Genomic DNA, 26,824 nt, shown 5'->3' with positions numbered 1-26,824 from the left:
AGGTTACAGCTTCAGACGCCTACACTAAGGCAACAGAGGAAGCTAAGAAAGCCTATGATGATGCCCTAGCAGCAGCGAAAGAAGTATTGGCAGATCCAGCAGCGACAGCAGAGCAAGTAGCAGCAGCGAAAGAGGCTCTAGCGAAAGCAGCGGAAGACTTGGCTAACAATCCAGCACCAGAAGCAGTCGATAAGTCAGAATTGGAAGCTGAAGCAGCTAAAGAAAATACTGTTAAAGATTCAGACGCCTACACTAAGGCAACAGAAGAAGCTAAGAAAGCCTATGATGAAGCCCTAGACGCAGCGAAAGAAGTATTGGCGGATCCAACAGCTACAGCAGATCAAGTAGCAGCAGCGAAAGAGGCTCTAGCGAAAGCAGCGGAAGACTTGGCTAATAATCCAGCACCAGAAGCAGTCGATAAGTCAGAATTGGAAGCTGAAGCAGCTAAAGAAAATACTGTTAAAGATTCAGACGCCTACACTAAGGCAACAGAAGAAGCTAAGAAAGCCTATGATGAAGCCCTAGACGCAGCGAAAGAAGTATTGACGGATCCAACAGCTACAGCAGATCAAGTAGCAGCAGCGAAAGAGGCTCTAGCAAAAGCAGCAGAAGACTTGGCTAAGAATCCATCGAAAGATCCAGTTGCAGCAGCTAAAGAAGACGCTAGGAAAGCGATCGATGAAGCCTTGGCAGAGAAAGAAGCAGCGATTGACGCATCAGACGCAACTGATGAAGAAAAAGCAGCAGCTAAGGAAGCAGCAAAAGCAGAAGCGGATAAAGCTAAAGAAGCAGTCGATGCAGCAGAGACAGCAGATGCAGTAACAGAAGCAAAAGATTCTGGAGTTAAATCTGTAGAAGATGTTGAAGTACCATCTAAAGATGAAGTTGCAGCAGCTAAAGAAGACGCTAAGAAAGCAATCGAAGAAGCCTTGGCAGAGAAAGAAGCAGCGATTGACGCATCAGACGCAACTGATGAAGAAAAAGCAGCAGCTAAGGAAGCAGCGAAAGCAGAAGCGGATAAAGCTAAAGAAGCAGTCGATGCAGCAGAGACAGCAGATGCAGTAACAGAAGCAAAAGATTCTGGAGTTAAATCTGTAGAAGATGTTGAAGTACCATCTAAAGATGAAGTTGCAGCAGCTAAAGAAGACGCTAAGAAAGCAATCGAAGAAGCCTTGGCAGAGAAAGAAGCAGCGATTGACGCATCAGACGCAACTGATGAAGAAAAAGCAGCAGCTAAGGAAGCAGCAAAAGCAGAAGCGGATAAAGCTAAAGAAGCAGTCGATGCAGCAGAGACAGCAGATGCAGTAACAGAAGCAAAAGATTCTGGAGTTAAATCTGTAGAAGATGTTGAAGTACCATCTAAAGATGAAGTTGCAGCAGCTAAAGAAGACGCTAAGAAAGCGATCGATGAAGCCTTGGCAGAGAAAGAAGCAGCGATTGACGCATCAGACGCAACTGATGAAGAAAAAGCAGCAGCTAAGGAAGCAGCAAAAGCAGAAGCGGATAAAGCTAAAGAAGCAGTCGATGCAGCAGAGACAGCAGATGCAGTAACAGAAGCAAAAGATTCTGGAGTTAAATCTGTAGAAGATGTTGAAGTACCATCTAAAGATGAAGTTGCAGCAGCTAAGGAAGACGCTAAGAAAGCAATCGAAGAAGCCTTGGCAGAGAAAGAAGCAGCGATTGACGCATCAGACGCAACTGATGAAGAAAAAGCAGCAGCTAAGGAAGCAGCGAAAGCAGAAGCGGATAAAGCTAAAGAAGCAGTCGATGCAGCAGAGACAGCAGATGCAGTAACAGAAGCAAAAGATTCTGGTGTTAAATCTGTAGAAGATGTTGAAGTACCATCGAAAGATCCAGTAGCAGAAGCGAAGGAAGACGCTAAGAAAGCAATCGAAGAAGCCTTGGCAGAGAAAGAAGCAGCGATTGACGCATCAGACGCAACTGATGAAGAAAAAGCAGCAGCTAAGGAAGCAGCGAAAGCAGAAGCGGATAAAGCTAAAGAAGCAGTCGATGCAGCAGAGACAGCAGATGCAGTAACAGAAGCAAAAGATTCTGGTGTTAAATCTGTAGAAGATGTTGAAGTACCATCTAAAGATGAAGTTGCAGCAGCTAAAGAAGACGCTAAGAAAGCAATCGAAGAAGCCTTGGCAGAGAAAGAAGCAGCGATTGACGCATCAGACGCAACTGATGAAGAAAAAGCAGCAGCTAAGGAAGCAGCGAAAGCAGAAGCGGATAAAGCTAAAGAAGCAGTCGATGCAGCAGAGACAGCAGATGCAGTAACAGAAGCAAAAGATTCTGGTGTTAAATCTGTAGAAGATGTTGAAGTACCATCTAAAGATGAAGTTGCAGCAGCTAAAGAAGACGCTAAGAAAGCGATCGATGAAGCCTTGGCAGAGAAAGAAGCAGCGATTGACGCATCAGACGCAACTGATGAAGAAAAAGCAGCAGCTAAGGAAGCAGCAAAAGCAGAAGCGGATAAAGCTAAAGAAGCAGTCGATGCAGCAGAGACAGCAGATGCAGTAACAGAAGCGAAAGATTCTGGTGTTAAGGAAGTTGAAGCTGTACGGGTACCTGCTAAGAAGATTGGTGAAGGCACTGAATATGATAAACCGACATTTGATCTTGAAGGATGGATGAAAGCTCAGAAAGCCGCCAAGGATGCGATTGATGCAGCTGCGGAAGCTAAGAATGCAGCTATCGATGCTTCTGGTGCGACCGATGAAGAAAAAGCAGCAGCCAAAGCTAAGGTAGCGGAAGAAGTTGCGAAAGCAAAAGCGGCAATTGATCAAGCAGCTAGCGTAGACGCAATCAACACTACAAAGGACGAAGGTGTGAAATCTGTTTCAGCTGTTGAAGTACCATCTAAAGATGAAGTTGCAGCAGCTAAAGAAGACGCTAAGAAAGCGATCGATGAAGCAGCAGCAGCGAAGAAAGCAGAAATTGATGCACGCGCTGATTTGACAACTGCAGAAAAAGCAGCGGCTAAGTCAGCAGTGGATGCAGAATCAGCTACAGCGAAGTCTGTAATTGATCAAGCCGCAGATGTGAATGCTGTTAACAAGGCTAAAGACACAGGAATTTCTGCTATCAATGCAGTAGATCCAGTAGCAATGGCGAAAGCAGCGGCTAAAGAAGCGATTGATCAAGCAGTTGCAGCTAAAAATGCAGCGATTGATGCATCAAGTGCCACAGCGGCTGAGAAAGCGGCAGCGAAAGCTAAAGTAGCGGCGGAAGCAGCGAAAGCTAAAGCAGCCATCGATGCAGCACCAAGTCTTTCAGCGATTGATCAAGCCAAAGATGCTGGCATCGCAGCTATTGCAGCCGTGAAAGTTTCTTCAGCAGTTTCATCTGTTGAGCAAGCTAAGGATGAGGCTAAGAAAGCGATCGACGCAGCTGCGGAAGCTAAGAATGCAGCGATTGATGCATCAAGTGGAACAGCAGCTGAGAAAGCGGCAGCCAAAGCTAAAGTAGCTGAGGAAGTAGCTAAAGCCAAAGCAGCGATCGATGCGGCAAGTGATGTAGCAGGTGTGTCAGCAGCGATGGAAGCTGGACTAGTAGCGATTGCTTCTGTTCAAGTTCCAGGTCAAGCTGGTCAAAGTGCTCCGTCAACTCGTCCAGTACCTGCTAAGGGTGATTCTCCAATTAAACAAGTGGAGCAAGGAACTCTACCTAACACTGGTAGTCAAGAAAACGGAGTAGCCGTTGCTCTTGGTCTCGGTTTGATTGGTACCCTAGGTTTGGTACAATCCAAACGTCGGAAACGTCGTTAAGATGTTGCAAAATAGGATTTCTGACTCTGTTAGAGAAATAGTGAAATCCAGAATGAAGGGGAGGGAAACCTCCTCTTTTTTGCTCTTATTCAAGTTGGTTTTTTTCAGTAGGTCTTAATGTAATAGGGGACTTTGTCAAGCCCGTAGAATTGCTATTTTTGAGTGTATTTCGTAAAAGACCAGTTTTTTGCGGAGTTTCTTGAGTTGACTTAGGAAACGCTTTCATTTACCATAGATATATAGTTTCATTATCTATGGAGGTGTTAGGAATGAAATCATTTGAGAAAAATCAAAAATTCTCACTTCGAAAATACTCTGTTGGTTTGGTATCTGTGATGGTTGGTTTGACCTTCGTCACTGCAAATCCCGTATCAGCAAATGGCCAGCAGGATGGAGGAGAGAGTGGAAATATTGAGCAATCCATTCCGGATCTAGTTGAGGGGACGGTTGTTGAACTGGATAGGGAAGCAGAGCCGGTCGCAACTGCTGATGACAGCAAACTTGAGCTTGAACAGCCTGAACAACCTGAACAGCAAAATCCAGATGTGCCTGTAGTTGAAGAAGCTGCTTCTTTAGACCAGGCAGATAAAGTGGCTCCAGTAGAAGCACAGCCTCGTTCACGAAGAGTGGCGAGATCCCTACAGGATGAGGGGGAATTGATTCCCCATACTAATGAAACGCGCACAATCTATGAAGGGCCATGGGAAAATTTTGGAGATTCTCATGGGAGTGTTTCTGGCAGTGTCCATATTCCTTTTGTAGGGAACCGTGTAGAAATCTACGGTGACCAGTTCCAAGGGGGAGCTCAAATTTCCATTGCAGTAGATGGTCGGCAGGTTGCAGTTGTCAATACAGATGGTCCGCAAGAATTAGCGAAATTACTCTATACAATTGAGAATTTAGAGCTCAAAGAGCAGACCTTGACCATTCAGCCCATTAATAATCTCTACTATTCACATGTAGGAGTTAAGATTTTTACAGATGAGCAGGTTCCGCAGGAAGAAGGAATTCATGCGGTTTATGGAAGTATTAACCAGCATACCAAGCAAGGGGAGTACTCGCAATTCCTTCGGCAGGACCCGCAAGATCAGGTAGTTTCTCGCCTTTGGTTAGGGGATCAGGATAACCGAAAATTGGTTATTGTGAATAAGAACCAAGACTTGAAAAATGCCCGAATCCAGGTCAGTGATTTTGTCGGTGAGGGCGGTGTTATTCCAGCCTCTGCTCTCAAATCCTTCTTTATTAAAGAGACCGAGGGACACATTGGACGCGGTTTTGTTTATGGAAAACTCCCTGGTCCAGAGGTGCCACGTGAAAATATTCCGGATGTATTGGATAAGGCTACCCAAGTGGATGTGGCTCGTGGTCAGCTTCAACCGGTTTGGCTGCAGTTAACCTTGCCTGAAGGGGTTCAACCAGGCAAGTACAAGGGGACTGTTCGTGTGCTAGCGGATAACCTCCAGGAGACGGTTGAGCTCGATTACCATGTACAAGTGCTGGACTTGAAGGCAGATGGAAAAAAACGATTCAGTATGGATCTCTGGCAGTATCCGTTTACGACCGCTCGTTATTTTGGTCTGAGTCAGGATGAATGGTTTGGGGATCGCCATTTAGAGTTGTTGCGGAAGGAACTATCGGAGTATGTCAAAGTTGGGGGCAGCTCGATTACGACCACTATTTCCGAGGACCCGTGGAACTCCCAAACTTATGATGCCTATCCAAGTATGGTTAAATGGACCAAGAAGGCGGATCAGACTTTTAGTTTTGACTTTACGAATTTTGATAAATATGTTGACTTAGCCCTTTCACTAGGGATTGATCAGCAGATCAAGTCCTTCTCGCTAACTCCTTGGGATAATCAAGTTGCTTACTTTGACGAAGCTAGCAATCAAATGGAGAAGGTCAAGTTACCAACCGGTAGTGCCGAATGGAAGAACATTTGGGGACAATTTTTGACCGCTTATATTCAGCATTTGGATCAAAAATCTTGGTTTGACAAAGCCTTCCTCTCCATGGATGAGCGTCCAATTGCGGATATGGAGCATGTTCTTGAATTGGTCAATCAATTTAAGAATAAAGAAGGAAAACGGCTAAAACTCAGTGCAGCCATGAATTACTCTGCCGAAAAGGCCGACATCCTGAATCATATTGAGGATATTTCCATCAATCTAGCCCATATTCAGGATCCAGATTTAGTACGGCAACTGGCGGAAGACCGTCGACAGAAGGGCTTTACTACAACACTTTACACTGCAGTTGGTGACTATCCGAACTCAGTAGCTCGTAGTGCTCCAGTAGAAAGTGCTTGGACCCTTTGGTATGCGGCATCACTAGGTTTAGATGGCTATCTTCGTTGGGCTTATGATGCCTGGGTGAAGGATCCGCTTAAAAATATTGATCACTGGTGGTGGGAAAGTGGGGATCCATTCCTTGTTTACCCAGGGGATAAGGGTGGCGATGAAACCCCAAGAACCAGCCCTCGTTTTGAGCACTTGAAAGCAGCGAAGGCCCAAATTGAAAAATTAGCCTACATCAAGACGCTATCTCCGGAAGCAGCTCAAGATGTAGAAAAACTCCTATCTTCTGTAAAGCGGGAATATGGAAGAACCAATGCTTATCATGCGACAGAATCTACCGGTCATCAGCAAGATGCCCGTGTGGAGGCTGAAGTCAATCGTCTCAATCTGGCTGCCGATAGTTTAGCGGTCAAATACGCTAGCCTAATAACACCTGGAGCGCAGATAGCAGAACGTGGTTTGTCAGAGAATTATGTCCCTCGGATTGAAACACAGGCTATTCCAGGATCCCTTCAAGAAGGGCCAGAGAATGCTGTTGAAAATGTTTTGGATGGAGATCCATCTACAATTTGGCATAGTTCCTGGGATGGTAGCCCACGTAAAGACCTTTGGGTAACGATCGATGCTGGCAAGGTTCGTACGTTAGATGGCTTAGCCTACTGGGGTCGGTCTGATGGCGGCAGCAATGGTAAGGTTCAAACTTACGAAATTTACACAAGTCTGGATAATCAATCCTGGGATTTAGCAGGTTCTGGTAGCTTTAACAATACAGGTGACTGGGAAGAAGTCTCCTTTAAACCAACAGCAGCTCGCTATGTGAAGCTAAAAGCTCTGCAGACTGTTGGTGACAGTGGTCGTGCCAATACCTTTATGGCAGCAAGTGAGCTACGAGTGCGCGAAGATAAGACCACAGATCCAGTGGCTCTAGCAGCGAAAGAGCAAGAAGAACGTTTGGCTCTGAAGAAAGTACTCTCTATTGATGCAGGGCGGAAGTACTTCTCTGTAGCTCAACTCAAAGATCTAATGGATGCGGCTAGTCAGCATGGCTATACAGACTTCCACCTCCTGCTAGGAAATGATGGTCTCCGTTTCCTTCTGGACGATATGAGTTTGACTGTCAATGGCCACTCTTATTCTAGTCAAGAGGTCAAAGATGCTATCCAAGTTGGAAATGATCATTACTACAAGGATCCAAATGGTTCGGCTTTGTCCCAAAATGAAATGGATGAGTTGCTGAATTATGCTAAGATGCGCAATCTAAAGGTTATCCCAGTAATCAATAGTCCGGGACATATGGATGCTATCTTGGTGGCGATGACGGAATTGGGGATTGATCATCCGAATTTCCAATTTGATGGACTTTCTTCAGAGAGAACGGTGGACATCACCAATGAGGAAGCAGTTGCGTTCACCAAAGCTCTCATTGATAAATATGCTGCCTACTTCAGTGGTAAAGTGGAGATCTTTAATATTGGTTTGGATGAGTTTGCCAATGATGTAACAGATTCGGCGAAAGGTTGGCGGATTCTTCAAGGAGATCCATCTGTTGTGACCGGTAAGGACTATCCAAAGGACGGCTACAAACGGTTTGTGGATTATGCCAATGATTTAGCAAGGATTGTTAAGAGCCATGGGCTCCAACCAATGGCCTTTAATGATGGTATCTACTATAATCAAGAAGAAGGTGCCGGTCAATTCGATAAGGACATTATTGTGTCTATGTGGACTGGTGGATGGAATGGCTATGACGTCGCTTCCTCTAAATTCTTATCAGACAAAGGGCATGCTATTCTGAATACCAATGATGCTTGGTATTATATCGTTGGTCGTGATAATGCTAATGGAGGATGGTATAACTTAGACCAAGCCTTAGAAGGAGTTGAGAACGCTCACCTCAATGCAATTCCAAAAACTGAGGGAGCAGATGTTCCAAGTATCGGTAGTATGGTGGCCATTTGGGCAGATGATCCAAGCCGTGAGTACAAACCAGAATTGGCCAAACAACTCATCAAAGCCTTGGCGGACAAAAATCCAGCTTATTTCTTGGCGGATTACAGTGCCGCACAAGTCTTGTTATCTCAAGTACCAAAAGATTTATCCATCTACACGCCAGAAAGTCTAGCCAGCTTCAGACAAGCCTTTAAAGCAGTGAAGTGGAATCATCATAGAGGCGAGCAAGGACAATTAGATCAAGAATTGGCAAGTTTGTCTCAAGCTTTTGAGAACCTGGTCTTGAAACAAGGTAAGATACTTGAGAACGGCACTCGTAAAGAGTTGCCAAGCTACGACTTTGGCACCAGCGTAGGCGACAGCACCCGTAAAGATTTGCCAAGCTATGACTTCGGCACCAGCGTAGGCGACGGTACTCGTAAAGATTTGCCAAGCTACGACTTCGGCACCAGCGTAGGCGACGGCACCCGTAAAGATTTGCCAAGCTACGACTTCGGCACCAGCGTAGGCGACGGTACCCGTAAAGATTTGCCAAACTACGACTTTGGTACCAGCGTAGGCGACAGCACCCGTAAAGAGTTGCCAAGCTACGACTTCGGTACCAGCGTAGGCGACGGCACCCGTAAAGACTTGCCAATCTACGACTTCGGCACCAGCGTAGGTGACGGTACTCGTAAAGAGTTGCCAAGCTACGACTTTGGCACCAGCGTAGGTGACGGCACCCGTAAAGACTTGCCAAACTACGACTTTGGCACCAGCGTAGGTGACGGCACCCGTAAAGACTTGCCAATCTACGACTTTGGCACCAGCGTAGGTGACGGCACCCGTAAAGACTTGCCAATCTACGACTTTGGCACCAGCGTAGGCGACGGTACCCGTAAAGATTTGCCAAGCTACGACTTCGGCACCAGCGTAGGCGACGGTACTCGTAAAGACTTGCCAAGCTACGACTTTGGCACCAGCGTAGGCGACGGTACCCGTAAAGATTTGCCAAGCTACGACTTCGGCACCAGCGTAGGCGACGGTACTCGTCAGGATTTACCAAGTTTTGATCTGGACTCCTATAAGAAGAAGGATTTACAAAACCCAGACTTATCACTCTTGAACCAGGCTAAGCCTAAAGCTCCTCGTCCGATTGCTGGACAAAAAACAGACTTGCATATTCAACAAGTTGCGAACACCGGTATAGCCAAAGAAGATGTGAAGAACAATACTGAAGCTAGGAAACACCCAGAGTCTCTTCCAAATACTGGATCAGATGCTGGTTATGTACTCAGTGTGGCAGGACTAGCCATGTTGACGACTCTTGGTGGAGTGAAAGCGAGACGGAAAAAATAGCCCTCAATTGCTTCTAACCTTCTTCACTTACTAAAACAAGAACAAACCTTTGAAAGCCCCTCGGATATTACCGAGGGGCTTATCTTTTGTGGAGTTGAGGATAGGGCTTCCCAGAAGGAGGACGGTAAAGCACATCACCTCCGTTTTTGAAAATAGCAAAACAACAGAAGTGATACGTTCCGTGTTGAGGGGACAGTTGAATTAAGCTGAACTTTAGTACTGTCTACTCAAGTAGGACTATATCATCATTACTGGGGATTTTCATGTTCTAAAAGCCAGATTTTTCGCTCGATTCCACCGGCATAACCAGTTAGGGAACCATCATGACCCAAAATTCGGTGACAAGGGATGATGAGGCTAATGGGGTTGTGGCCAACTGCTCCGCCAATAGCACGTGGAGAGGTGGGGCGACCATTTTTGCGCTCAAACGCCATCGCCAGGTCGAGATAGCTTCGGGTTTGTCCATAGGGGATTTCCAAGAGGAGGTCTAAAATCTGTTGTCGGTAAACAGTAACTTCGGGTTTTAAGGGTAGCGCGTGTGGTTGTGGATTTTCACCGGCAAAATAGGACTTTAACCAGACTTTGCTTTGTTCTAGAATTGGATTGTTTTCTTTGGGGATGCTATCTAGATCATAGCCTGCTCCGAAGTAGGATTGGGCTTGAAACCAGACACCATGGAGGGCTTTATCGTCTGCAAGTAGAATGAGTTTTCCTAGTGGAGAGTGGAATTCTGTTTGTTGGAGCATGGTTCACCTTTTGATAATGGAATCGAAATTTTACAGGACATTAACAGATAAAAATCTATTACTTTTAAGAGAAATGATGAGTTCAAGGAAATAAATAGTTGACTTAAAGAACTTGGAGCTTTTCTTTTAGGGCTTCCGTTAGCACATGTGAAAAGTTAATTCCATTTTCAATTGCGAGACTATTGATGTAACTGGGGATAGTCAAAGTTTTTTTAACAGGCTTACCAAAGTGTTTTTCTCTAGCAAGTTCTAAGTTAATCGAGATTGGAACAATAAACCGATTTGGAAAACGTTCTTGGATTCCCTCTACAGTAGAAGCAAGTGGAAAGGCTTCCCCCCACGACAAACGCATGAGAGATTTTTAGCGAGAAAATAGAGTTTTCTGTATTTCAATGTTCAGGATTTTCACAATAAAAAATAATCCTTTTTGGAATCTTCTATAGGAGAATCGCTAAAGTTACTAAATTTAAACTGTGTTATAATTCGGAAATTACTGTTTCATGCGTTTGTCGTGGCTTCCCCCGCTTCTTCAGCAAGAAGTAGCCAACCTTCCAAGAGATCTTGGGCCATAAAGAGTGCTTCCTGCATATCAAATCCAGAACTATAGGTACCTTTAAATCTGGGAAGGAGATGTGGATTCCATATACATCGAAATCAAAAATTGCATAATAGAGAAACAGATGGATACCTTCATTCAAATAAGACTCACTTAGTATAACTGTAGATAATTTGTATTAGGAAGTCAAATAAAAACTTACTCTAAATGAACCCCTAGATAAGATAAGCTCATAGCCAGTTCGGTTTCTGCTATAATGGGGTGAGATAGTCTTTTAGCTTGTTTTTAGCTCAAGGCAGCGAGTCGTAGACAGCTCAAAATCTCCTGCAGAGATTTTGAGTGGCTGATAAAACTTTCGAAGAAAGTTTCAAATAAGTACGGCAAGACGAGCTAACACAGTAATAAAAGATAAACTAAAAGAGTATAAGGAATAGAAAGGCGATGTTATGACCCATACCATTCAGTACCAACTGTCAGGAAAATTCTCTCCACCCAAGGAAATCTATCTTCTGAGCCAGTCTCCAAGGCGACGAGAACTGTTGGATTTTCTTTCTCCAAAAATTGTCGGGGTAGACGTGGATGAAAGAGCTGTCGAGGAAGCCTCCATGGAAATATTTAAAGAACTTCCCTTCTTGGAGCGGGCAGGAAGAACTTGTTGTGATTTGGCTTTAGCCAAAGCACGAGCTGTTGAGGTGGAGGATCCGGCGGTTTTAAGCATTGCTGCTGATACCATGGTTGTTTTTGGAGAAACGATTTATAATAAACCTCGAGACCGTGAGGAAGCTGAGTCCATGTTTCGTTCCTATTTTGGACAGATCCACCAAGTTGTAACAGGGGTTTGTCTGAAACAAGGGGATTCCCTAGATGTTTTCTATACGGTAGCGGACATTCGCTTTGTAGACTATTATCCAGAATTAGAACCGGTCATTCAAGCCTATCTAACTTCTGAATCGCCAATGGATAAAGCGGGAGCCTATGGTTTTCAGGATTTGGATCCCCGGTTCATTGAATATGTGGCTGGAGATGTGAATACCATCATTGGTCTACCGGTAGCGGAGACAGCTAAGCGAATTGCAGCTATGGGGAGTGTGATATGAAGCGATTAAATATCTTGATTACAATCCTCCAGCATACCGGATTTATGAAATTTGCCTTGTCTTTTGCCGGATTTTTATTCATGGTTGGGTCACTCTTAACGGTGGTGGAACCTGGAATCCTATCATTTTGGGATGGAGTCTGGTTTGCCTTTGTGACCTCCACAACTGTCGGATATGGTGATTACCAAGCCGTTACTTTTTTGGGACGCTGGTTGTGTGTGTTTTTGACGGTTTATGGAATGATTTTCTTTGCCGCCCTATCGGGTGTAGTCATTAACTACTATACGGAATTGCGAAAAGAGGCGAAGGAGCGTGACAGATAAGGATTTTTTGTGAGCAAAAAAGGGCCTTGTTGAGGCCCTTTCTTTAGATAAAATAGATCTTATGCGGATCATTGGATTCACGATGATTTTTCATGTAAAAACGAATGAAATGAGTCCAGATAAGGAAGATGGTTGCTGTGGTAATGACGGTAACTGTGAGCGGTGAGCTGGCAAAGATGAGGCTCCCAAGAAGTCCTAGTCCGAACAGGCTCCAATAGGTGATTTGGTAGGAGCGAGTCCACTTGTAGGCAGGCTTATTGTAAACCCCATTTAATATGATGGCCAGGAGGAAGGCGAAAAGCCCATTATAGAGGAAACCAACGACGAAGAGGTGATTGGCTTCGTGTTCACTGAGGAAGGTCATGGAAACAGTAATCATGAGAATTCCAGCAAAGATGAGATAATGGCTGTAAATGAGACGCATACCTAGGGTATTGAGACTTTCATCCAAGACGTGATCGAATTCACCGAAATAGAGTAAGAAGAGCAGAACCACGATAAGCAGGAAAAAGATGGAATGGGCTCCGAACGTATCAGCCTGGAAGAAGGAGGCCACTCCAACAATCATTTCTCCAAAAGAAATAATAACGAGGAGGGAAATTCGCTCTACGAGATGGGGAAAATTGATGGGAATAAGCCCCATGGGTTTTCGGTAGGCAATTGGCATAAGGAAGGAAGCCATGATAGAAGCAAAGTAAACCCAAATTCCATATTGATAGGGAAGTAAACCCGCAATGAGCACACCGATGGTTCGAACGGCTAGTATTTTTAAAAAGGCACCGATGAGTTCACGTTCTTCTTGAGTTTTACTCTGTCTAAATTGAACAGCGTATTGAAGGAGAAGGGTGCCCGATAGAAGAGCAAAAATAAGATCGAATACATGGAAATTACTCTGCCAGTCCAAGGTAAAATAATTGGAAATCAGCATCATTAGTCCCATATCTACAAACATGATACTCATATTAAACAAGGAATTTTTCCCAAAACGGTTGGTAAACATGGTTTGAATCATCCAAGTATTGACCAGTAAGAGTAGGCAGGTTAAAAAAGAGAAAAAGTGGAAGGGAGGCAAAACTCCTTCTTCCAAATGGTGGATAAGTCCAGTGGTTTTGGAAATGGCATAAACAAAAACGAGGTCGTAGAAGAGTTCGGTGAACTCAACCCGCTTGTGTTGAACGATTGAAGACATTGTGTTTCCTTTCTATGATTCGTAGGTGATAATGGTTAGTTGACCTTGGTCATATTCGGCCAAGAAGATTTGAGAGGTTTCCTCATACCCAAGGACCCCTAGTTGTTCCTGCAGCCATTCAGGGTTCTTGTCCAACAATTCCAAGATGTCGACTTGGACAACACCATCTGTAATGACCGGATACTTGGGGTTGGCTTCTCCAGCTTGGACGACAATGAGTTGGCCATTTTGTTCCAAGACAGCTCTTTTGACATCGGCAATACGGAAAATCCCCTGACCACGCAGTTTTAAGGTCAAATCGGCAGCGGTAAGTCCTGCGGCTCGACAGGCTTCCACATCTACTTTTCCTTTTTGAATCAGGACCCGTGGTTGCCCATCGATGATTTGTTTAATGGTGTGGTTATGTGTCTTTAACCATTTGAGACTAAGGACTAAGATGGTCCAAATCATTAAAATGATGACATATTGGAGAAGGGTGATTGAAGGATTGTAAATAACCCCTCCGATGATTCCCCCCAACACATAGTTTTGTACCTGGTCCGTAGCAGAGTTGGGGGCCAGGTTACTTTTGCCAGAAATGTTGATGACCACAATTAAGGTTAATAAGCCAATGGCTAATTTAATCGTGGCATCTAAATAGAGTATATTCATTGGTTTACCTCCACTAGTTCTAAGTCAAAAGAGTGTAGGTCCATTTTTTCCAAGAGGTAAGTATCCGGTTCACTGCCGGAGATGGCTCGGTAGAATTGACCGTCTACATATAAGAGAGCCCCATTGGTCTCAGCAGAAGTGTTGACATAGACCTGATTGGGTTTGACCTTTAAATTCTCGGATACCTTTTCAATGAAATGGATTGAAGTTCGATACTGATTGTTGGCCTGACTGTTGGCCTGCAAACTTTCAAATCCAGATAAACCAGACACGAGTAGCGTCAAGCCTAGGATAATAACCAGTTCACGGTACTTGGAATCTCGTTTATCTCTGTAGGCCAGAAAAGCAGTGTAGCCCAGAATCAGTAATAAGGCTATCAAGAAAGCGGCTAGCAGCCAATTGTCTTGACGAATTTGATTCAAAACAAAGTCATAGGAATAGAACTTCATGAGGCTCCTTTCATAAATATACTCTTTTAGTTTATCTTTTATTACTGTGTTAGCTCGTCTTGCCGTACTTATTTGAAACTTTCTTCGAAAGTTTTATCAGCCACTCAAAATCTCTGCAGGAGATTTTGAGCTGTCTACGACTCGCTGCCTTGTGCTAAAAACAGGCTAAAAGACTATAAGACTCATTACATTTCAAAATCCTTCTTATTTTAGCACACTTTTGAGTTCTGAAAAACCTCCTTTCCACGGAAAATGAAAGGAGGTTAAGAAATAGAATTACCAGGGAAGTCCAGCTGCAGCTATTTCTGCTTTGGATGCATATTGACCATTTGGACGATGCCAGCGACCGCGGGCATCTCTGGTATAGCCTCCTCCGGCAGTAACCTCTGGTGCTGTTTGGGCGGCAGCTTCAGCTTGTGCCTGTGCAGCAGCCTGAGCTTGAGCTTGAGCTTCAGCTTGAAGGCGGGCTTGTTCTTCTGCCTGAGCCTGAGCCTGAGCAGAAGCTTCCGCCTCGGCTTGGGCCCGGGCAGCTTCTTCGGATGCCCTCTGTTTTTCAGCAGCTTGTTGGCTAGCAGAAGCAACAGTGTTAATGGCGGTACCACTCGTGTAGTCAATGTCTGCATTGGGTGACAGGTTGTCCAAGACAACTCGTGTGATTCCTGAAGCATCCTTGGTTTCTTTTCCACCAAGGGTGATGTCAAGTTTTTGACCTTTATCATCTAAGCCCACATATTGGAGTTCGATTTGGCGAGGAATGAGTTCATCGCCAGTATAAATAGGTGTAACCTTGTAGTCTAACCAATAGTTGGGGTGGGTTGCTAACCAGGAATCCAGACGGTTTTCATAATAAAGCATACTGTCAGGATTTGACTCATCTGTTCCTTTGTAGTTTCCAGTATTGAGCCAGGTTGTCATCGGAACTAGATTGCGACCTTCATCATTGAGACCACTAAATTGATACCCAATTAAATGCCCTCGATTCATGAGCCAAGCCTGTTGGCTACCGTCTCCAAAATAAAATTTATAGTTATGCCAGCCAACAGGGTCAAAGGTGATTTTGCCAGTTCGTTTTTTAGTCGGTTGATCCCCTTCCTTTAGTTGAATATGAGCTGCTTGTGCTCGACCGAGTGCATCCCAATCCTGAAGTTGAATTTGTTTCTCACCTTTGAAAGGCAATACGTCACTTGTTTCTTCGTCTGCATAGACGATAGTGCTCTGGACAGCTGCCAGTTCAGGATTACTTGGGGTGACTATTCCTAGCCCCAAACTTAGGCTAAGTAGTAGGCTTAGTATGCTTAATAGGCGGTTCTTTTTCATCTGTTTCTCCTTATCTCATCCAAAGAAAGTCCATAAAAAGTGGAACTTGTTGGGCCCAGTCTCTTTCGGTATGCTGCCCATGTATTTGTGGGTGAAGATAGGTGGTAGCACCATGAAGCTGCAAGTTGGTCTCTAAATAAAGGTGAACTTGCGCACTGGGGCTTGCCCAAATTTCCTCTTCTTGTGTAAGGTCTAAACCAACTTCATTGGTTCCCCAACTCATGTAGACACGGGTATTGCTATCTAATTGATTTTGTTTCATTTCTTGATAAATGGGAGTAAAGATTGCTGAGGAGAGAGCGGCTGCCTTAGAGAAGACGGCATTGTAGCGGGTGATAGCATAGAGAGCCATGAGTCCTCCCATGGAGGAGCCTGCAATTCCGGTGTTTAAGCGATCAGGATAAGTCCGGTAGGTTTGGTCGATGACTGGTTTGACTTGATTGACCAACCATTGCATAGTGGTTTCTCCTCGTCCCTTGATAGGTCCTGCAAAGAATTCCCCTCCAATATCATAAGGAGAGTATTCCTCTAGGCGTTGGTTGCCTGCATGGCTAGGCTCAATTCCGACGACAATCATGTCCTTGTTCCAATGATCCAAGAACGTTTTTAATTGCCAAGATTCCCCGTAGGTTGCCTCTTGATCGTAAAAGAGGTTATGGCCATCAAAGAAGTACATAACCGGATAGCGGCTAACCTGGTTTTCATAATTGTTCGGAAGGTAGACCCGAACAGTACGATTCTCCCCAGTTGCGGGGAATTCTAGTTGGTGGTATACAATCATAACTCTTCCTTTCTTACAGTTGTAACCCCATTTTACCATGCAAAGACGAGGATAGTATCACTTTATCCGTCTTTTTTTCTTTTTTAAAAAAAGAAAAAGGGGTAGACTGATAGCAAGGAGGAAACAAGATGAAAAAAGTACTATTCTTAGATGTGGATGGGACCATTGTTGACTACCACAATCGGATTCCAGAGTCAGCCAAGCAAGCCATTAAAGCAGCCAGAGCAAAGGGACATTTGGTGATGGCGACAACCGGCAGAAGTCGAGCAGAAATGCAAGAAGAGCTCTGGGAAATGGGCTTGGATGGTATGATCGGGGGAAACGGTTCTTATGTCGAATTCCAGAATCAGGTCCTCATGCACCAGCTTATTCCGGCGGAGGATGCGAAAGCTGTTGTGGACTGGTTGGAGGAACGAGGCTTGGAATTTTTCTTGGAAAGCAATAACGGACTGTTTGCCAGCCGCAAGTTCCGAGAACGTGGACGGAAGGTTCTTCAGTCTTATCTCATGACCAAGGGGAAAACAGCAGAAGAAGTGGCGAATCAAGAGGTGGAAGATGTCTTGCATGGCTTGGTCTTTGGCGGTGACCTCTATCGAGATGACCTCAATAAAATCAGTTTTATCCTCGATTCCTATCAGGATCACTTGGATTCTAAAGCCGCCTTCCCTCAATTAGAAGCCCATACCTGGGGTGGTCGTGGAGAAACAGCTCTTTTTGGTGATTTAGGGGTTAAGGATATCAATAAGGCGCGTGCAATGGATTTGCTTTTGGGGCACCTTGAGATGGATCGCAGCCAGACCATTGCCTTTGGCGATGCGAAAATTGATATTCCCATGTTGGAGTATGCAGCGATTGGAGTGGCCATGGGCAATGGCGGACCTGAAATCCTTGCTATGGCCGACCTCATTACAGAAGATGTGGAAGAAGATGGTCTCTATAAGGCGTTTGAAAAGCTCGATTTGCTGTAAGAGACATTGGAAATATGCCATCACTGCCTACTCTGAATCTCACTGTAGGCTTTCTGGAGCAAAATAAAAATTGAGCCCCCTTGCGAAAGCGCCCCCAATTTGCTAGACTAGAAATAGGATTGTTACTGAAATGCAGGCAAAACCTAAGTCATCATCAGGAGTCTGGAGACAGGCCTCTTTGGTGATGGATTTAGGTTTTTTTGCATTAAAAAGGCTATATACTCTTTTAGTTTATCTTTTATTATTGTGTTAGCTCGTCTTGCCGTACTTCAGTACTGTCTACGACTCGCTGCCTTGTACTAAAAGTAAACTAAAAGACTATAAGAAGCTAGCGGGTACAGAGGTAGGGCATAATGAACATTGTAAAAGTCTATAACAACAACGTGGTCCAGGCTTTGGATTCACAAGATCGAGAAGTGATCGTCATGGGCAAAGGTTTAGGTTTTCAGAAAAAAGCAGGTCAAGAGTTGGACCTAGATAAGATTGAGAAAACATTTGTCCTCCAAGGTGATGCGACAGAGACAGATCTGTTCCACCTCTATAGTCGGATGCCAGCAGAGGAAGTAGACTTGGTAACGCAATTCCTTTCAAAGGCTGAAAGGATTCTAGGCACCAGTTATGAATTGTCACTTTATCTTAGCCTCGGGGATCATCTTCACTATGCTTTGGAACGAAGTCGTCAAGGAATCTCTATCGAAAATCCCCTAGCATGGGAAGTTCGAAAGTTTTATCCCCAAGAGTATCAACTTGGACTTGAAATAATCGAGGAAATCCGCGACAAATTAGGAATTCACATGGAGAAAAGTGAGGCTTCATCACTGGCCCTCCATCTGATCAATGCTCAAAAAAATAATACAGCTGGTCAGCGAAAAAACCAGGTGAACCGGATGGTTCATCAATTCTTAGACATCGTCCGTCTTCATTTTGGCTGGGCTGAATTTAGGGAAGACACTAGTTTTCATCGATTCGTCACCCATCTTTCTTACTTTGCCCAACGTGTCCTTCAGGGCCAAGTCGAAGGAAAAGACGATGCCTTTCTCTATCAACAAGTTCAGGCTAACTACCCACAAGCTTTTGCGGCTAGCGAGAAAATCAAAACTTTTGTAAAAGAAAGTTACGGTTTTGACATGTCCCTTGATGAGCAAGTCTACTTGACGATTCATATTCAACGGCTGATTAAATGAGAAAACCCAAGTCCTGGTTTGAGGACTTGGGTTTTCTCATTTACGTTTGTAGATATCTGATCGATGACCGATGTGAAGATTTAAGATGATAAATTGATCCTTATCAACAATAGCCAGAATTCTATAATTAGCTACTCGAAATCTGACATAACCGGCTAATTCGCCTGAAAGAGATTTTCCTGGGGTTGTTGGAAAATCAACATTGTGAAGATGTTTTTCAATCCATTTCAATACTAGTCGCTGGATGCTTCGATCCAGTTTTTCAAGATCGTTATGAAAGGATTCTGCAAATTCTACTGTATATTTAGCCATATCGTTCTAAAGTTTCTTCAAGTGAATAGGTCTTCTTTCCACTTGCAACCCAGTCTTTATAAGCGATGTCAGCAACAGCGATATCATACATATCCTCTATTTTTTCTAGAACTGCATCGCGAATAAAATCTGATTTTGTGATTTGCTGACCTTTTGCATACTCTTCGATGAGTCTTACAAGATCATCGTCAAGTCTGATAGCAATTGGAGTTGTTGAAGTTGCCATAAGATCTCCCTTCCATGTGTTTACTGTGTAAACAGTATAGCACTAAAAATTTCAAAAATCAACGAAAAAACTTTTTAGAAAACGCTTGCAAAATGACAAGGTATTTGGTAGGATAGAATCATCAAAGGATTGTTACTGGGAAGCAGGCAAAACCTAAATATATACGAATGTGTCAGCGATAGCTCTTTTTGTCGTCGGCATGTCGGTATATGTTTAGGTTTTTTTGTTTGTTCCAGTCAGAAAGGAGCCTCTTATGGCAAAGGATTATAGTGAATTAGCCAAGGACATTGTGGAGCATGTCGGTGGCAAAGAAAATATCAGTGAACTCAAACACTGTATTACACGGTTACGGTTTACACTGAAAGATGAGGGAAAAGCAGATACGGATTACCTCAAAGCGCGTGATGGGATCGTGACCGTAGTGCAAGCAGGTGGTCAGTACCAGGTGGTTATTGGCAATCATGTTCCAGATGTCTATGTGGCAGTACAGACTGCTGCAGGAATTGTGGGAAATGGTAGCTTGGATATTGATGAAGGCGACAAAGTTAATGGGAATCTCTTCGAGCGATTTGTAGATCTGATTTCTGGTATTTTCCAACCCTTCTTAGGGGCCTTGGCGGCAGCTGGTATTATCAAAGGATTGGTCGCTGTTCTTGGTGCCAATGGCATGACCGCTGATAACAGTGCCTTATATGCCATTTTAAATGCAGCAGGAGATGGCTTCTTTCAGTATCTTCCACTCATCATTGCCTTGACATCTGCTCGGAAATTTAAGGTAAATGAATTTACAGCTCTTGCCATTGGAGCTGCCTTGGTCTATCCAAGTTTACCTGGAGCGGTCGAAGTTTTGACCGAGTCCGGGATGAACACTGTTTTTGGGATCCCATTCTCTCTTCCGACCGGAGGCTATTATTCAACTGTAATCCCCGCAATTCTTGCAGTCTGGGTAGCCTCCTATATTGAAAGAGGAGCACGAAAAGTGATCCCTGATGTGGTGAAACTTTTCTTGGTTCCTCTAGCGACCATCCTGCTAGCAGTTCCGATTACCTTCCTGCTTGTAGGACCAATTGGGAATCTCATTTCAGATGGTTTGAGCCTATTTTTCCAATACATTATGGGAATCAGTCCTATTCTTTATGGAGTTGTCCTCGGAGGGCTCTGGCAAGTTATGGTTATGTTTGGAATGCATTGGGCCATTGTCCCATTGGCGATTGTGGACGTGGCAAGTAACGGACAATCTGCAATATTAGTTCCAGCATTATTCCCGAGCTTTACCCAAGTTGGGGTACTCCTGGCAATCTTCTTGAAAACTAAGGAATCCAAAGTCAAAACCCTATCCCTGCCAGCCCTTATTTCCGCTATATTTGGGGTGACAGAGCCAGCTATATATGGAATAACCCTTCCAATGCGGACCCCATTTATTATTTCCTGCGTTGTCTCTGGATTTGTAGGAGCCTATAGCATGATTTCTGGTATTTTCAATTACTCGATTGGGGCTATTGGAGTCTTTATGTATCCAGCCTTGATTGACCCTGCAACCGGTAGTCTATCCGGAGTGATCTCAGCTATTATCGCTTCCGTAGCAGCCGTTGTAATCTCATTCGGCATTCAAATGGCGCTTCCTGTTGCCAACTTATATGGTAGTTCTCTTGAATCGATTGAAGAAGAAAAAGAAGAAGCAGACGCTCCGCACAAGGAGATTCAACAAGAAATTGTAGCCAGTCCGCTCCAGGGAGCAATTGTGCAACTAGCAGATGTTCCAGATCCTGTTTTCGCATCAGGTGCTATGGGGAAAGGAATTGCCATCGAACCTAGCCAAGGCACACTTTATGCCCCAGTCAAGGGGGAGGTTACCCTCTTATTCCCAACCAAACATGCTATCGGAATCAAGACAGAAAATGGAGCAGAAATTTTGCTCCATGTAGGGATGGATACGGTTTCTCTCAACGGAGAAGGATTTGAAAGCTTTGTGGAAATTGGAGATTCTATTGAAGCTGGTCAAAAACTGTTGGAATTTGATATGGAGGTCATTAAAGCCGCAGGCCTTCCAATCACAACCCCAATCATTGTAACCAATACTTCCCTCTACGAGGATATTCTCGTTAGCCAAGAAAGTGAAGTGCAAGTTGGGGACTACCTCCTGACCACCGTCAGCTAATGGCTGTCCATCTTAAGAAATTCAGGGACAAGGGGTATACTCGATGTGAGTAAAAGAGTATAAGGCCAGGGTGGAGAAGCCCTGGCCTTGCTTGTTACACTTGTTTTCGAAATTGTTTCCGGTACTGACTGGGAGTCAGGTGATGACTTTTTTTAAATTGCCGATTGAAGTTGGACAAATTATTAAAGCCAACCTGATGGGCGATATCGACAATAGGTTTCATGCTGGTTGCCAATAATTCACAGGCTGCTCGTAATCGAACCTGAATGATAAATTCCATACAGGAGATTCCCATGTGTTGTTTAAATACCGCCATGAAGTGAGCCTTGCTGTACCCCATCTGCTGAGACAGTAAGTCCATGCTGAGATTTTCCTCGTAATGGTTGTGGATATAGTCGATTAACCCACGCAAGCTCTCGTTTTTACGATAAAGATCATCTGTTCTTTTTTCGACAACATAGGAAAAGGAAAAAAGAAGATGAAAGAGTTCAAACAGTTTGCTCTTGAGCAAAAGCTCATAGTAATCAGCCTCTAGGTCGAGGGCGAGAATCTGTAAGAAACAGTTCTTAATCTCTTCATAGCCAGGGTCTTGAGGTTGAATACGGGAGATAAACTTAGCCTTGTCGGTTTGTAGAGGTTGGAGGTAGTTGAGGCTGGTCTGATCTAGGTGAGTAGCCCCCAAGAAATCAAGGTGAAAGAGAATGCTCTGGGTCTTGTGCTCTTTCATCTCGATGGGATGGATGGAGTGGGTTGCGTTGGGGCGGATGAAAATGAGGTCACCAGGCTGACTGTCGAAATATTCATAGTCGATATGGTAGCGGGCGCTACCAGCCTCCACATAGGTCATTTCACATTCATTGTGCCAGTGGAAGAGGATGTCAGGTTGGCCATTTTGAACCTGGGTTTCAAAACGCTTAAAGGGGAGGAGGTTGTTTTCAAAATCTACTTGGTGATAGAAATAGGAGTCGGTTAGTTCTTTCTTCATAGTGTCCTCGTTTCATAGGATAGTATCATTATAGCAGATTTTCTGATAAGAAAATCGTTTACAATCCGACTATACTAGAGTTATCAGTTGAAGGGAGGTAGGCATGAGAATTGAACACTTAGCATTGTATGTAAAAGATTTGGGAGCCGCCAAGGAATTTTTTTCAGACTTATTTTGGAGCTGAATCGAATGATCGATACCATAATCCTAAAACGGGCTTCTCTTCCTATTTTTTGAGTTTTGACGATGGGGCTCGGTTAGAAATGATGAACAAGGAAAGTGTCGGTGATTACGCCTTGGCGACGGAGCGCGTGGAGTATAGTCACTTGGTCTTTTCACTCGGTAGCGAGGAAGCTGTTGATGCTTTAACCGAGAGCTTCCGTGAGGATGGATGGCTATCAGGTCCTTTCAGGACCGCTTAAAAGGGGAGATGGCTACTATGAGTCGGCTATCCTAGGGTTTGAAAAGAATCCGATTGAATTATACTCTTTTAGTTTATCTTTTATTACTGTGTTAGCTCGTCTTGCCGTACTTTAGTACTGCCTGCGCCTCGCTGCCTTGTACTAAAAGCAAACTAAAAGACTATAACGGTTTAGAATAAATACGAGAAGGAGAAATACAGATGACACGTTTTCCAAAAAACTTTTTATGGGGTGGTGCGATTGCTGCCAATCAAGCTGAAGGAGCTTATAACCTGGATGGACGAGGTTTGGTTCAAACAGATGTGACAACTGGTGGAACGGCGACCAGTCCCCGCTACACAACCTATATCGACAAGGATGGGAATCCTGGGAAGTATGCTTCTATGGGGCACATGGGTGGTCATTTACCTGAAGGAGCTCATTATGCCATTCTAGAAGACCACTATTATCCGAACCACCAAGCGGTAGATTTTTACCACCGTTACAAGGAAGATATTAAGCTTTTTGCGGAGATGGGCTATTCCGTTTTCCGTCTGTCCGTTTCCTGGGCCCGGATTTTCCCAAATGGAGATGATTCTGAACCGAATCAAGCAGGGTTAGACTTTTATCGTTCCGTCTTTGAAGAGTGTCACAAGTATGGCATTGAGCCCTTGGTGTCGATTTGGCATTTTGATACCCCACTTTCATTAGAAACTCGTTTTAATGGTTGGTCTGACCGGAAATTAGTGGATTTCTATGTTCGGTATGCGGAGACACTATTTAATGAGTACAAAGATTTGGTCAAGTACTGGTTAACCTTTAACGAAATCAATAACACCATCATGTTTTTAGATATGTTTGGTCAGGCTTCGGACCAAGATTTTCAGGATGCTTACCAACAGTTGCATCATCAGTTTTTAGCCTCTGCTAAGGCAATCCAACTTGGGCGGAAAATAAACCCTGATTTTCGATTTGGCAATATGATCTGTGGGATTACCTTCTATCCAGGAAGCAGTGACCCAGCAGATATTCTGGAAAATCAGCATCAGTGGGAGAAAAATATCTATTATTGTTCAGATGTCCAAGCCAAAGGTCGTTACGGCTCTTATGCCAAACGTTTGTGGCAGGAACACAATGTCGAGCTGCAAATGGAAGCAGATGATTTGGACATTCTCGCTCAGGGTACGATTGACCTCTATACCTTCTCTTATTATATGTCGACGGTTGTGACAACCCATGAGGTGGATGAAAAAGTTTCAGGAAACTTCTCAGTTGGAGCTAAGAACCCCTATTTGGAATATTCTGATTGGGGTTGGGCACAAGATCCGACTGGTCTTCAATATTATTTGGAAAAGATCTATGATCGCTATGACATTCCTGTGATGATTGTTGAAAATGGCTTGGGAGCTTTGGACACGGTCGAGGAAGATGGGGCGATCCATGATGACTATCGTATTGACTACCACCGTTCTCACATCCAAGCCATGGCCAAGGCCATTGCGAATGGAGTAGACCTGATTGGCTATACAACATGGGGCTGTATCGACATCGTATCTGCTGGAACAGGCGAGATGCGCAAACGCTATGGTTTTATCTATGTGGATATGGATGACCTCGGGAACGGTAGCCTTGAACGGACACCAAAGGATTCATTCTACTGGTATCAAAAGGTGATTCGTTCAAACGGTGAAGAACTAGACTAGGAGGATCGAATGGCATTTTACCTCATGCGGCACGGACAAACTCTTTTTAACCTTCAAGGTTTGACCCAGGGAGCGGTAGACTCTCCCTTAACAGAGGAAGGGATTCGACAGGCAAAAAAGGCTAAGGCGTTTTTTGAGGGCGAGGAAATTAGTTTTAACAAGGCTTTCTCTTCCACCCAGGAGCGGGCAACCGACACGGCCAAGTTGGTTTCCGGAATGGACGATGTGAAGCAGTTAAAGGGAATTAAAGAAATGAACTTCGGAGAATTTGAAGCCCAGCCTTGGAATCTCCTACCCAAGTTTCGACCAGGTGCCAATAATTTTGAAGACTTACTGGTTCCTTATGGTGGGGAAGCGATTGCGGATGTTGGTGTCCGAGTTGACACGACTGTCCGACAATTGTTCCAGGAAACAGCCGGCCAAGAAGTTCTAGTTGTGAGCCATGGTGCAGCCATTTGGTCTTTCTTACTGCAAAATCAATTGGAACTGTTAGTACCAGAAGATTTTACCATCTCGAACTGTAGTATTTTTCAATTGGATATGTATGGGGATCAAATCTGTTTGGTTCGCGTGGTTGATCCCATTAAAGAAGTGGAATGGCTCTTTTGAACAGGCAGTTTTGATCATATGAATAGTGTTAGAGATAAGAAATAGATTAAGGAGGTTCAAATGAATAAAGGTTTTCCGCAAGGATTTTTGTGGGGTGGCGCTACGGCTGCCAATCAATGTGAAGGGGCTTATGATGTCGATGGCCGTGGGCTAGCCAATGTGGATGTTGTTCCCATCGGTGAGGAGCGCTTCCCGATTATTGCTGGTCAGCGCAAGATGTTTGACTTTGAGGAAGGGTATTTTTATCCAGCTAAGGAGTCGATTGACATGTACCACCACTACAAAGAGGATATTGCCCTCTTTGGGGAGATGGGCTTCAAGACTTACCGCCTCTCGATTGCCTGGTCTCGGATTTTCCCCAAGGGCGATGAGTTAGAGCCGAATGAAAAAGGTTTGGAATTTTATGAAAAACTCTTCAAAGAGTGCCACAAACATGGAATTGAGCCCTTGGTAACCATCACCCATTTTGACTGCCCAATGCACTTGATTGAAGAGTATGGGGGCTGGCGAAACCGCAAGATGCTAGAGTTTTATGAACGGCTCTGTCGGACTCTCTTCATGCGCTACAAGGGTTTGGTGAAATACTGGCTAACCTTTAACGAAATTAATATGATCCTCCACGCCCCATTTATGGGGGCAGGTCTCTACTTCGAGGAAGGGGAGAACCAAGAGCAAGTGAAATACCAAGCAGCCCACCATGAGTTGGTCGCATCTGCCATTGCAACGAAAGTGGCCCATGAAATTGATCCTGAAAATAAGGTCGGCTGTATGTTGGCTGCGGGACAATATTATCCAAACACCGCCCATCCACGAGACTATTGGGCAGCCCTACAAGAAGATCGAGAAAACTATTTCTTCATCGATGTTCAAGCCCGTGGAGAGTATCCAAACTATGCTAAGAAAAAATGGGAGCGCTTGGGGATTGATGTAGAAATGTCAGAGGAAGATTTGGCCTTACTGCGAGACTACACAGTTGATTTCATCTCCTTCTCTTACTACTCAAGCCGAGTAGCTTCTGGAGATCCAGAGGTCAATGAAAAGACTGAAGGAAATATCTTTGCTTCCATTAAAAATCCATATTTGGAAGCTTCCGAATGGGGCTGGCAAATTGACCCACTCGGACTCCGCATTACCCTCAATGCCATCTGGGATCGTTACCAAAAACCTATGTTCATTGTTGAAAACGGCTTAGGTGCTATTGATACACCTGATGAGAATGGTTACGTCGAAGACGATTATCGAATCGACTACCTACGCCAACACATTGCGGCTATGCGAGATGCCATTGTAGAAGATGGTGTTGAGCTCCTCGGTTATACCACTTGGGGCTGTATCGACCTGGTTTCAGCAGGAACTGGTGAAATGAAGAAACGGTACGGTTTCATCTATGTTGACCGGGATAATGAAGGCAAGGGAACCCTCACACGCTCCAAGAAAAAATCCTTCCATTGGTACAAACAAGTCATCGCCACAAACGGTCAAGACTTGGGATAAGAAAAATACTGGACATTGGATCCAATGTCATTAAGTTAAGGCTTAGAATCTAAAATAAGACCACTTTGGAAGTTCAAATTGATATATGACTTTCGAAAGTGGTCTTTTTGTGCATGCCAAATAAAGGTTTTTATACCCTTTTTAAAAATTATGATACTCTGTAGGTGAAGCTTACTACTGATTGATTTTTCAGTCGCCTTTCAAACGTCCGACCTGGACGAATGATTGATAAATGTCTTTCTATGTAAGTTTTCAACTTAGAAGAAGTGAGCCTGTTTTTCAGAAATTGTTTACAGGCATAAACAGCATCAGAAAAGCAG

20 protein-coding genes and 4 pseudogenes are annotated in these 26,824 nt (G+C 44.2%); 13 read left to right on the top strand and 11 right to left on the bottom strand.

Going from position 1 to position 26,824, the window contains the following annotated elements:
- The 4 genes and pseudogenes from I1A59_RS06420 to I1A59_RS09855 all read left to right on the top strand — a co-directional run.
- On the top strand, positions 1–3,770 hold a 3,770-nt coding region (locus I1A59_RS06420), incomplete at its 5' end, for a DUF1542 domain-containing protein (protein WP_196091961.1).
- A gap of 254 nt (positions 3,771–4,024) precedes the next feature.
- Positions 4,025–6,901: pseudogene (locus I1A59_RS09680) on the top strand (glycoside hydrolase domain-containing protein); the annotation flags it as partial.
- 111 nt (positions 6,902–7,012) lie between these two features.
- A pseudogene (locus I1A59_RS09675) lies at positions 7,013–8,281 on the top strand (family 20 glycosylhydrolase); the annotation flags it as partial.
- A 936-nt stretch (positions 8,282–9,217) separates the two neighbouring features.
- Positions 9,218–9,355, top strand: coding sequence for an LPXTG cell wall anchor domain-containing protein (locus I1A59_RS09855; protein WP_325176130.1), 138 nt, complete (start codon positions 9,218–9,220; stop codon positions 9,353–9,355).
- A gap of 248 nt (positions 9,356–9,603) precedes the next feature.
- Here I1A59_RS09855 and I1A59_RS06410 read toward each other — a convergent pair whose 3' ends face one another.
- The gene (locus I1A59_RS06410; protein WP_196091959.1) at positions 9,604–10,101 is read right to left on the bottom strand and encodes a methylated-DNA--[protein]-cysteine S-methyltransferase; all 498 of its coding nucleotides are present in this window, start codon (positions 10,099–10,101) and stop codon (positions 9,604–9,606) included.
- A gap of 103 nt (positions 10,102–10,204) precedes the next feature.
- A complete protein-coding gene (locus tag I1A59_RS06405; protein ID WP_196091958.1) occupies positions 10,205–10,453 on the bottom strand; it encodes a hypothetical protein in 249 nt (82 codons plus the stop codon).
- 650 nt (positions 10,454–11,103) lie between these two features.
- On the opposite strand from I1A59_RS06405, the gene I1A59_RS06400 reads away from it, so the two are divergent.
- Both I1A59_RS06400 and I1A59_RS06395 read left to right on the top strand, forming a co-directional pair.
- Positions 11,104–11,754, top strand: a complete 651-nt coding sequence (locus I1A59_RS06400; RefSeq protein WP_196091957.1) for a Maf family protein — start codon at positions 11,104–11,106, stop codon at positions 11,752–11,754.
- Entirely contained in the window at positions 11,751–12,077 is a 327-nt protein-coding gene (locus I1A59_RS06395; RefSeq protein ID WP_196091956.1) for a potassium channel family protein, read from the top strand. Before I1A59_RS06400 ends, I1A59_RS06395 begins: the two co-directional genes overlap by 4 nt.
- Before the next feature lie 43 nt (positions 12,078–12,120).
- On the opposite strand, the gene I1A59_RS06390 is transcribed toward I1A59_RS06395, so the two are convergent.
- The 5 genes from I1A59_RS06390 to I1A59_RS06370 all read right to left on the bottom strand — a co-directional run bounded on the left by I1A59_RS06390 (position 12,121) and on the right by I1A59_RS06370 (position 16,464).
- The gene (locus tag I1A59_RS06390) at positions 12,121–13,266 is read right to left on the bottom strand and encodes a low temperature requirement protein A (protein WP_196091955.1); all 1,146 of its coding nucleotides are present in this window, start codon (positions 13,264–13,266) and stop codon (positions 12,121–12,123) included.
- Positions 13,267–13,278: 12 nt separating this feature from the next.
- A complete protein-coding gene (locus I1A59_RS06385) occupies positions 13,279–13,917 on the bottom strand; it encodes a DUF421 domain-containing protein (protein ID WP_196091954.1) in 639 nt (212 codons plus the stop codon).
- The gene (locus I1A59_RS06380) at positions 13,914–14,366 is read right to left on the bottom strand and encodes a DUF3290 family protein (protein WP_196091953.1); all 453 of its coding nucleotides are present in this window, start codon (positions 14,364–14,366) and stop codon (positions 13,914–13,916) included. The genes I1A59_RS06385 and I1A59_RS06380 overlap by 4 nt, the downstream gene beginning before the upstream one ends.
- Positions 14,367–14,642: 276 nt before the next feature.
- Positions 14,643–15,683 carry a DNA/RNA non-specific endonuclease gene (locus I1A59_RS06375; protein WP_196091952.1) on the bottom strand — a complete coding sequence of 347 codons (1,041 nt, stop codon included), beginning with the start codon at positions 15,681–15,683 and terminating at the stop codon, positions 14,643–14,645.
- 10 nt (positions 15,684–15,693) lie between these two features.
- Positions 15,694–16,464, bottom strand: coding sequence for an alpha/beta hydrolase-fold protein (locus tag I1A59_RS06370; protein WP_196091951.1), 771 nt, complete (start codon positions 16,462–16,464; stop codon positions 15,694–15,696).
- A gap of 128 nt (positions 16,465–16,592) precedes the next feature.
- Between I1A59_RS06370 and I1A59_RS06365 the strand changes: the two genes are divergently transcribed.
- Both I1A59_RS06365 and I1A59_RS06360 read left to right on the top strand, forming a co-directional pair.
- Positions 16,593–17,432, top strand: coding sequence for an HAD family hydrolase (locus I1A59_RS06365; RefSeq protein ID WP_196091950.1), 840 nt, complete (start codon positions 16,593–16,595; stop codon positions 17,430–17,432).
- Between the two features lie 353 nt (positions 17,433–17,785).
- Positions 17,786–18,616, top strand: a complete 831-nt coding sequence (locus I1A59_RS06360; protein WP_196091949.1) for a PRD domain-containing protein — start codon at positions 17,786–17,788, stop codon at positions 18,614–18,616.
- A gap of 36 nt (positions 18,617–18,652) precedes the next feature.
- On the opposite strand, the gene I1A59_RS06355 is transcribed toward I1A59_RS06360, so the two are convergent.
- On the bottom strand, positions 18,653–18,928 hold the full coding sequence (locus I1A59_RS06355; protein ID WP_196091948.1) for a type II toxin-antitoxin system RelE/ParE family toxin: 276 nt from the start codon (positions 18,926–18,928) through the stop codon (positions 18,653–18,655).
- Positions 18,921–19,154 (bottom strand): DUF6290 family protein, encoded by a 234-nt coding sequence (locus tag I1A59_RS06350; protein WP_196091947.1) that lies wholly within the window; start codon positions 19,152–19,154, stop codon positions 18,921–18,923. Before I1A59_RS06350 ends, I1A59_RS06355 begins: the two co-directional genes overlap by 8 nt.
- A gap of 253 nt (positions 19,155–19,407) precedes the next feature.
- On the opposite strand from I1A59_RS06350, the gene I1A59_RS06345 reads away from it, so the two are divergent.
- Positions 19,408–21,312, top strand: a complete 1,905-nt coding sequence (locus tag I1A59_RS06345) for a beta-glucoside-specific PTS transporter subunit IIABC (RefSeq protein ID WP_196091946.1) — start codon at positions 19,408–19,410, stop codon at positions 21,310–21,312.
- A 94-nt stretch (positions 21,313–21,406) separates the two neighbouring features.
- On the opposite strand, the gene I1A59_RS06340 is transcribed toward I1A59_RS06345, so the two are convergent.
- Complete coding sequence (locus tag I1A59_RS06340; protein ID WP_196091945.1) at positions 21,407–22,297, bottom strand: AraC family transcriptional regulator; 891 nt, start codon at positions 22,295–22,297, stop codon at positions 21,407–21,409.
- A gap of 103 nt (positions 22,298–22,400) precedes the next feature.
- Between I1A59_RS06340 and I1A59_RS09850 the strand changes: the two are divergent.
- From I1A59_RS09850 to I1A59_RS06320, 4 genes and pseudogenes are all read left to right on the top strand, one after another.
- Positions 22,401–22,834 (top strand): annotated as a pseudogene (locus I1A59_RS09850) (VOC family protein).
- 85 nt (positions 22,835–22,919) lie between these two features.
- Positions 22,920–24,401 carry a glycoside hydrolase family 1 protein gene (locus I1A59_RS06330; protein ID WP_196091944.1) on the top strand — a complete coding sequence of 494 codons (1,482 nt, stop codon included), beginning with the start codon at positions 22,920–22,922 and terminating at the stop codon, positions 24,399–24,401.
- A gap of 9 nt (positions 24,402–24,410) precedes the next feature.
- Entirely contained in the window at positions 24,411–25,010 is a 600-nt protein-coding gene (locus tag I1A59_RS06325) for a histidine phosphatase family protein (RefSeq protein WP_196091943.1), read from the top strand.
- A gap of 60 nt (positions 25,011–25,070) precedes the next feature.
- Positions 25,071–26,504, top strand: a complete 1,434-nt coding sequence (locus I1A59_RS06320; protein WP_196091942.1) for a 6-phospho-beta-glucosidase — start codon at positions 25,071–25,073, stop codon at positions 26,502–26,504.
- Positions 26,505–26,652: 148 nt separating this feature from the next.
- Here the strand turns inward: I1A59_RS06320 and I1A59_RS09660 are convergent.
- Positions 26,653–26,824 (bottom strand): annotated as a pseudogene (locus I1A59_RS09660) (IS4 family transposase); the annotation flags it as partial.

This window comes from Streptococcus sp. NLN76 (assembly GCF_015686645.1).
GTDB lineage: Bacteria > Bacillota > Bacilli > Lactobacillales > Streptococcaceae > Streptococcus.
Note: the sequence above shows the minus strand (reverse complement) of the source record. Positions and strands in the feature narration are given on the sequence as shown.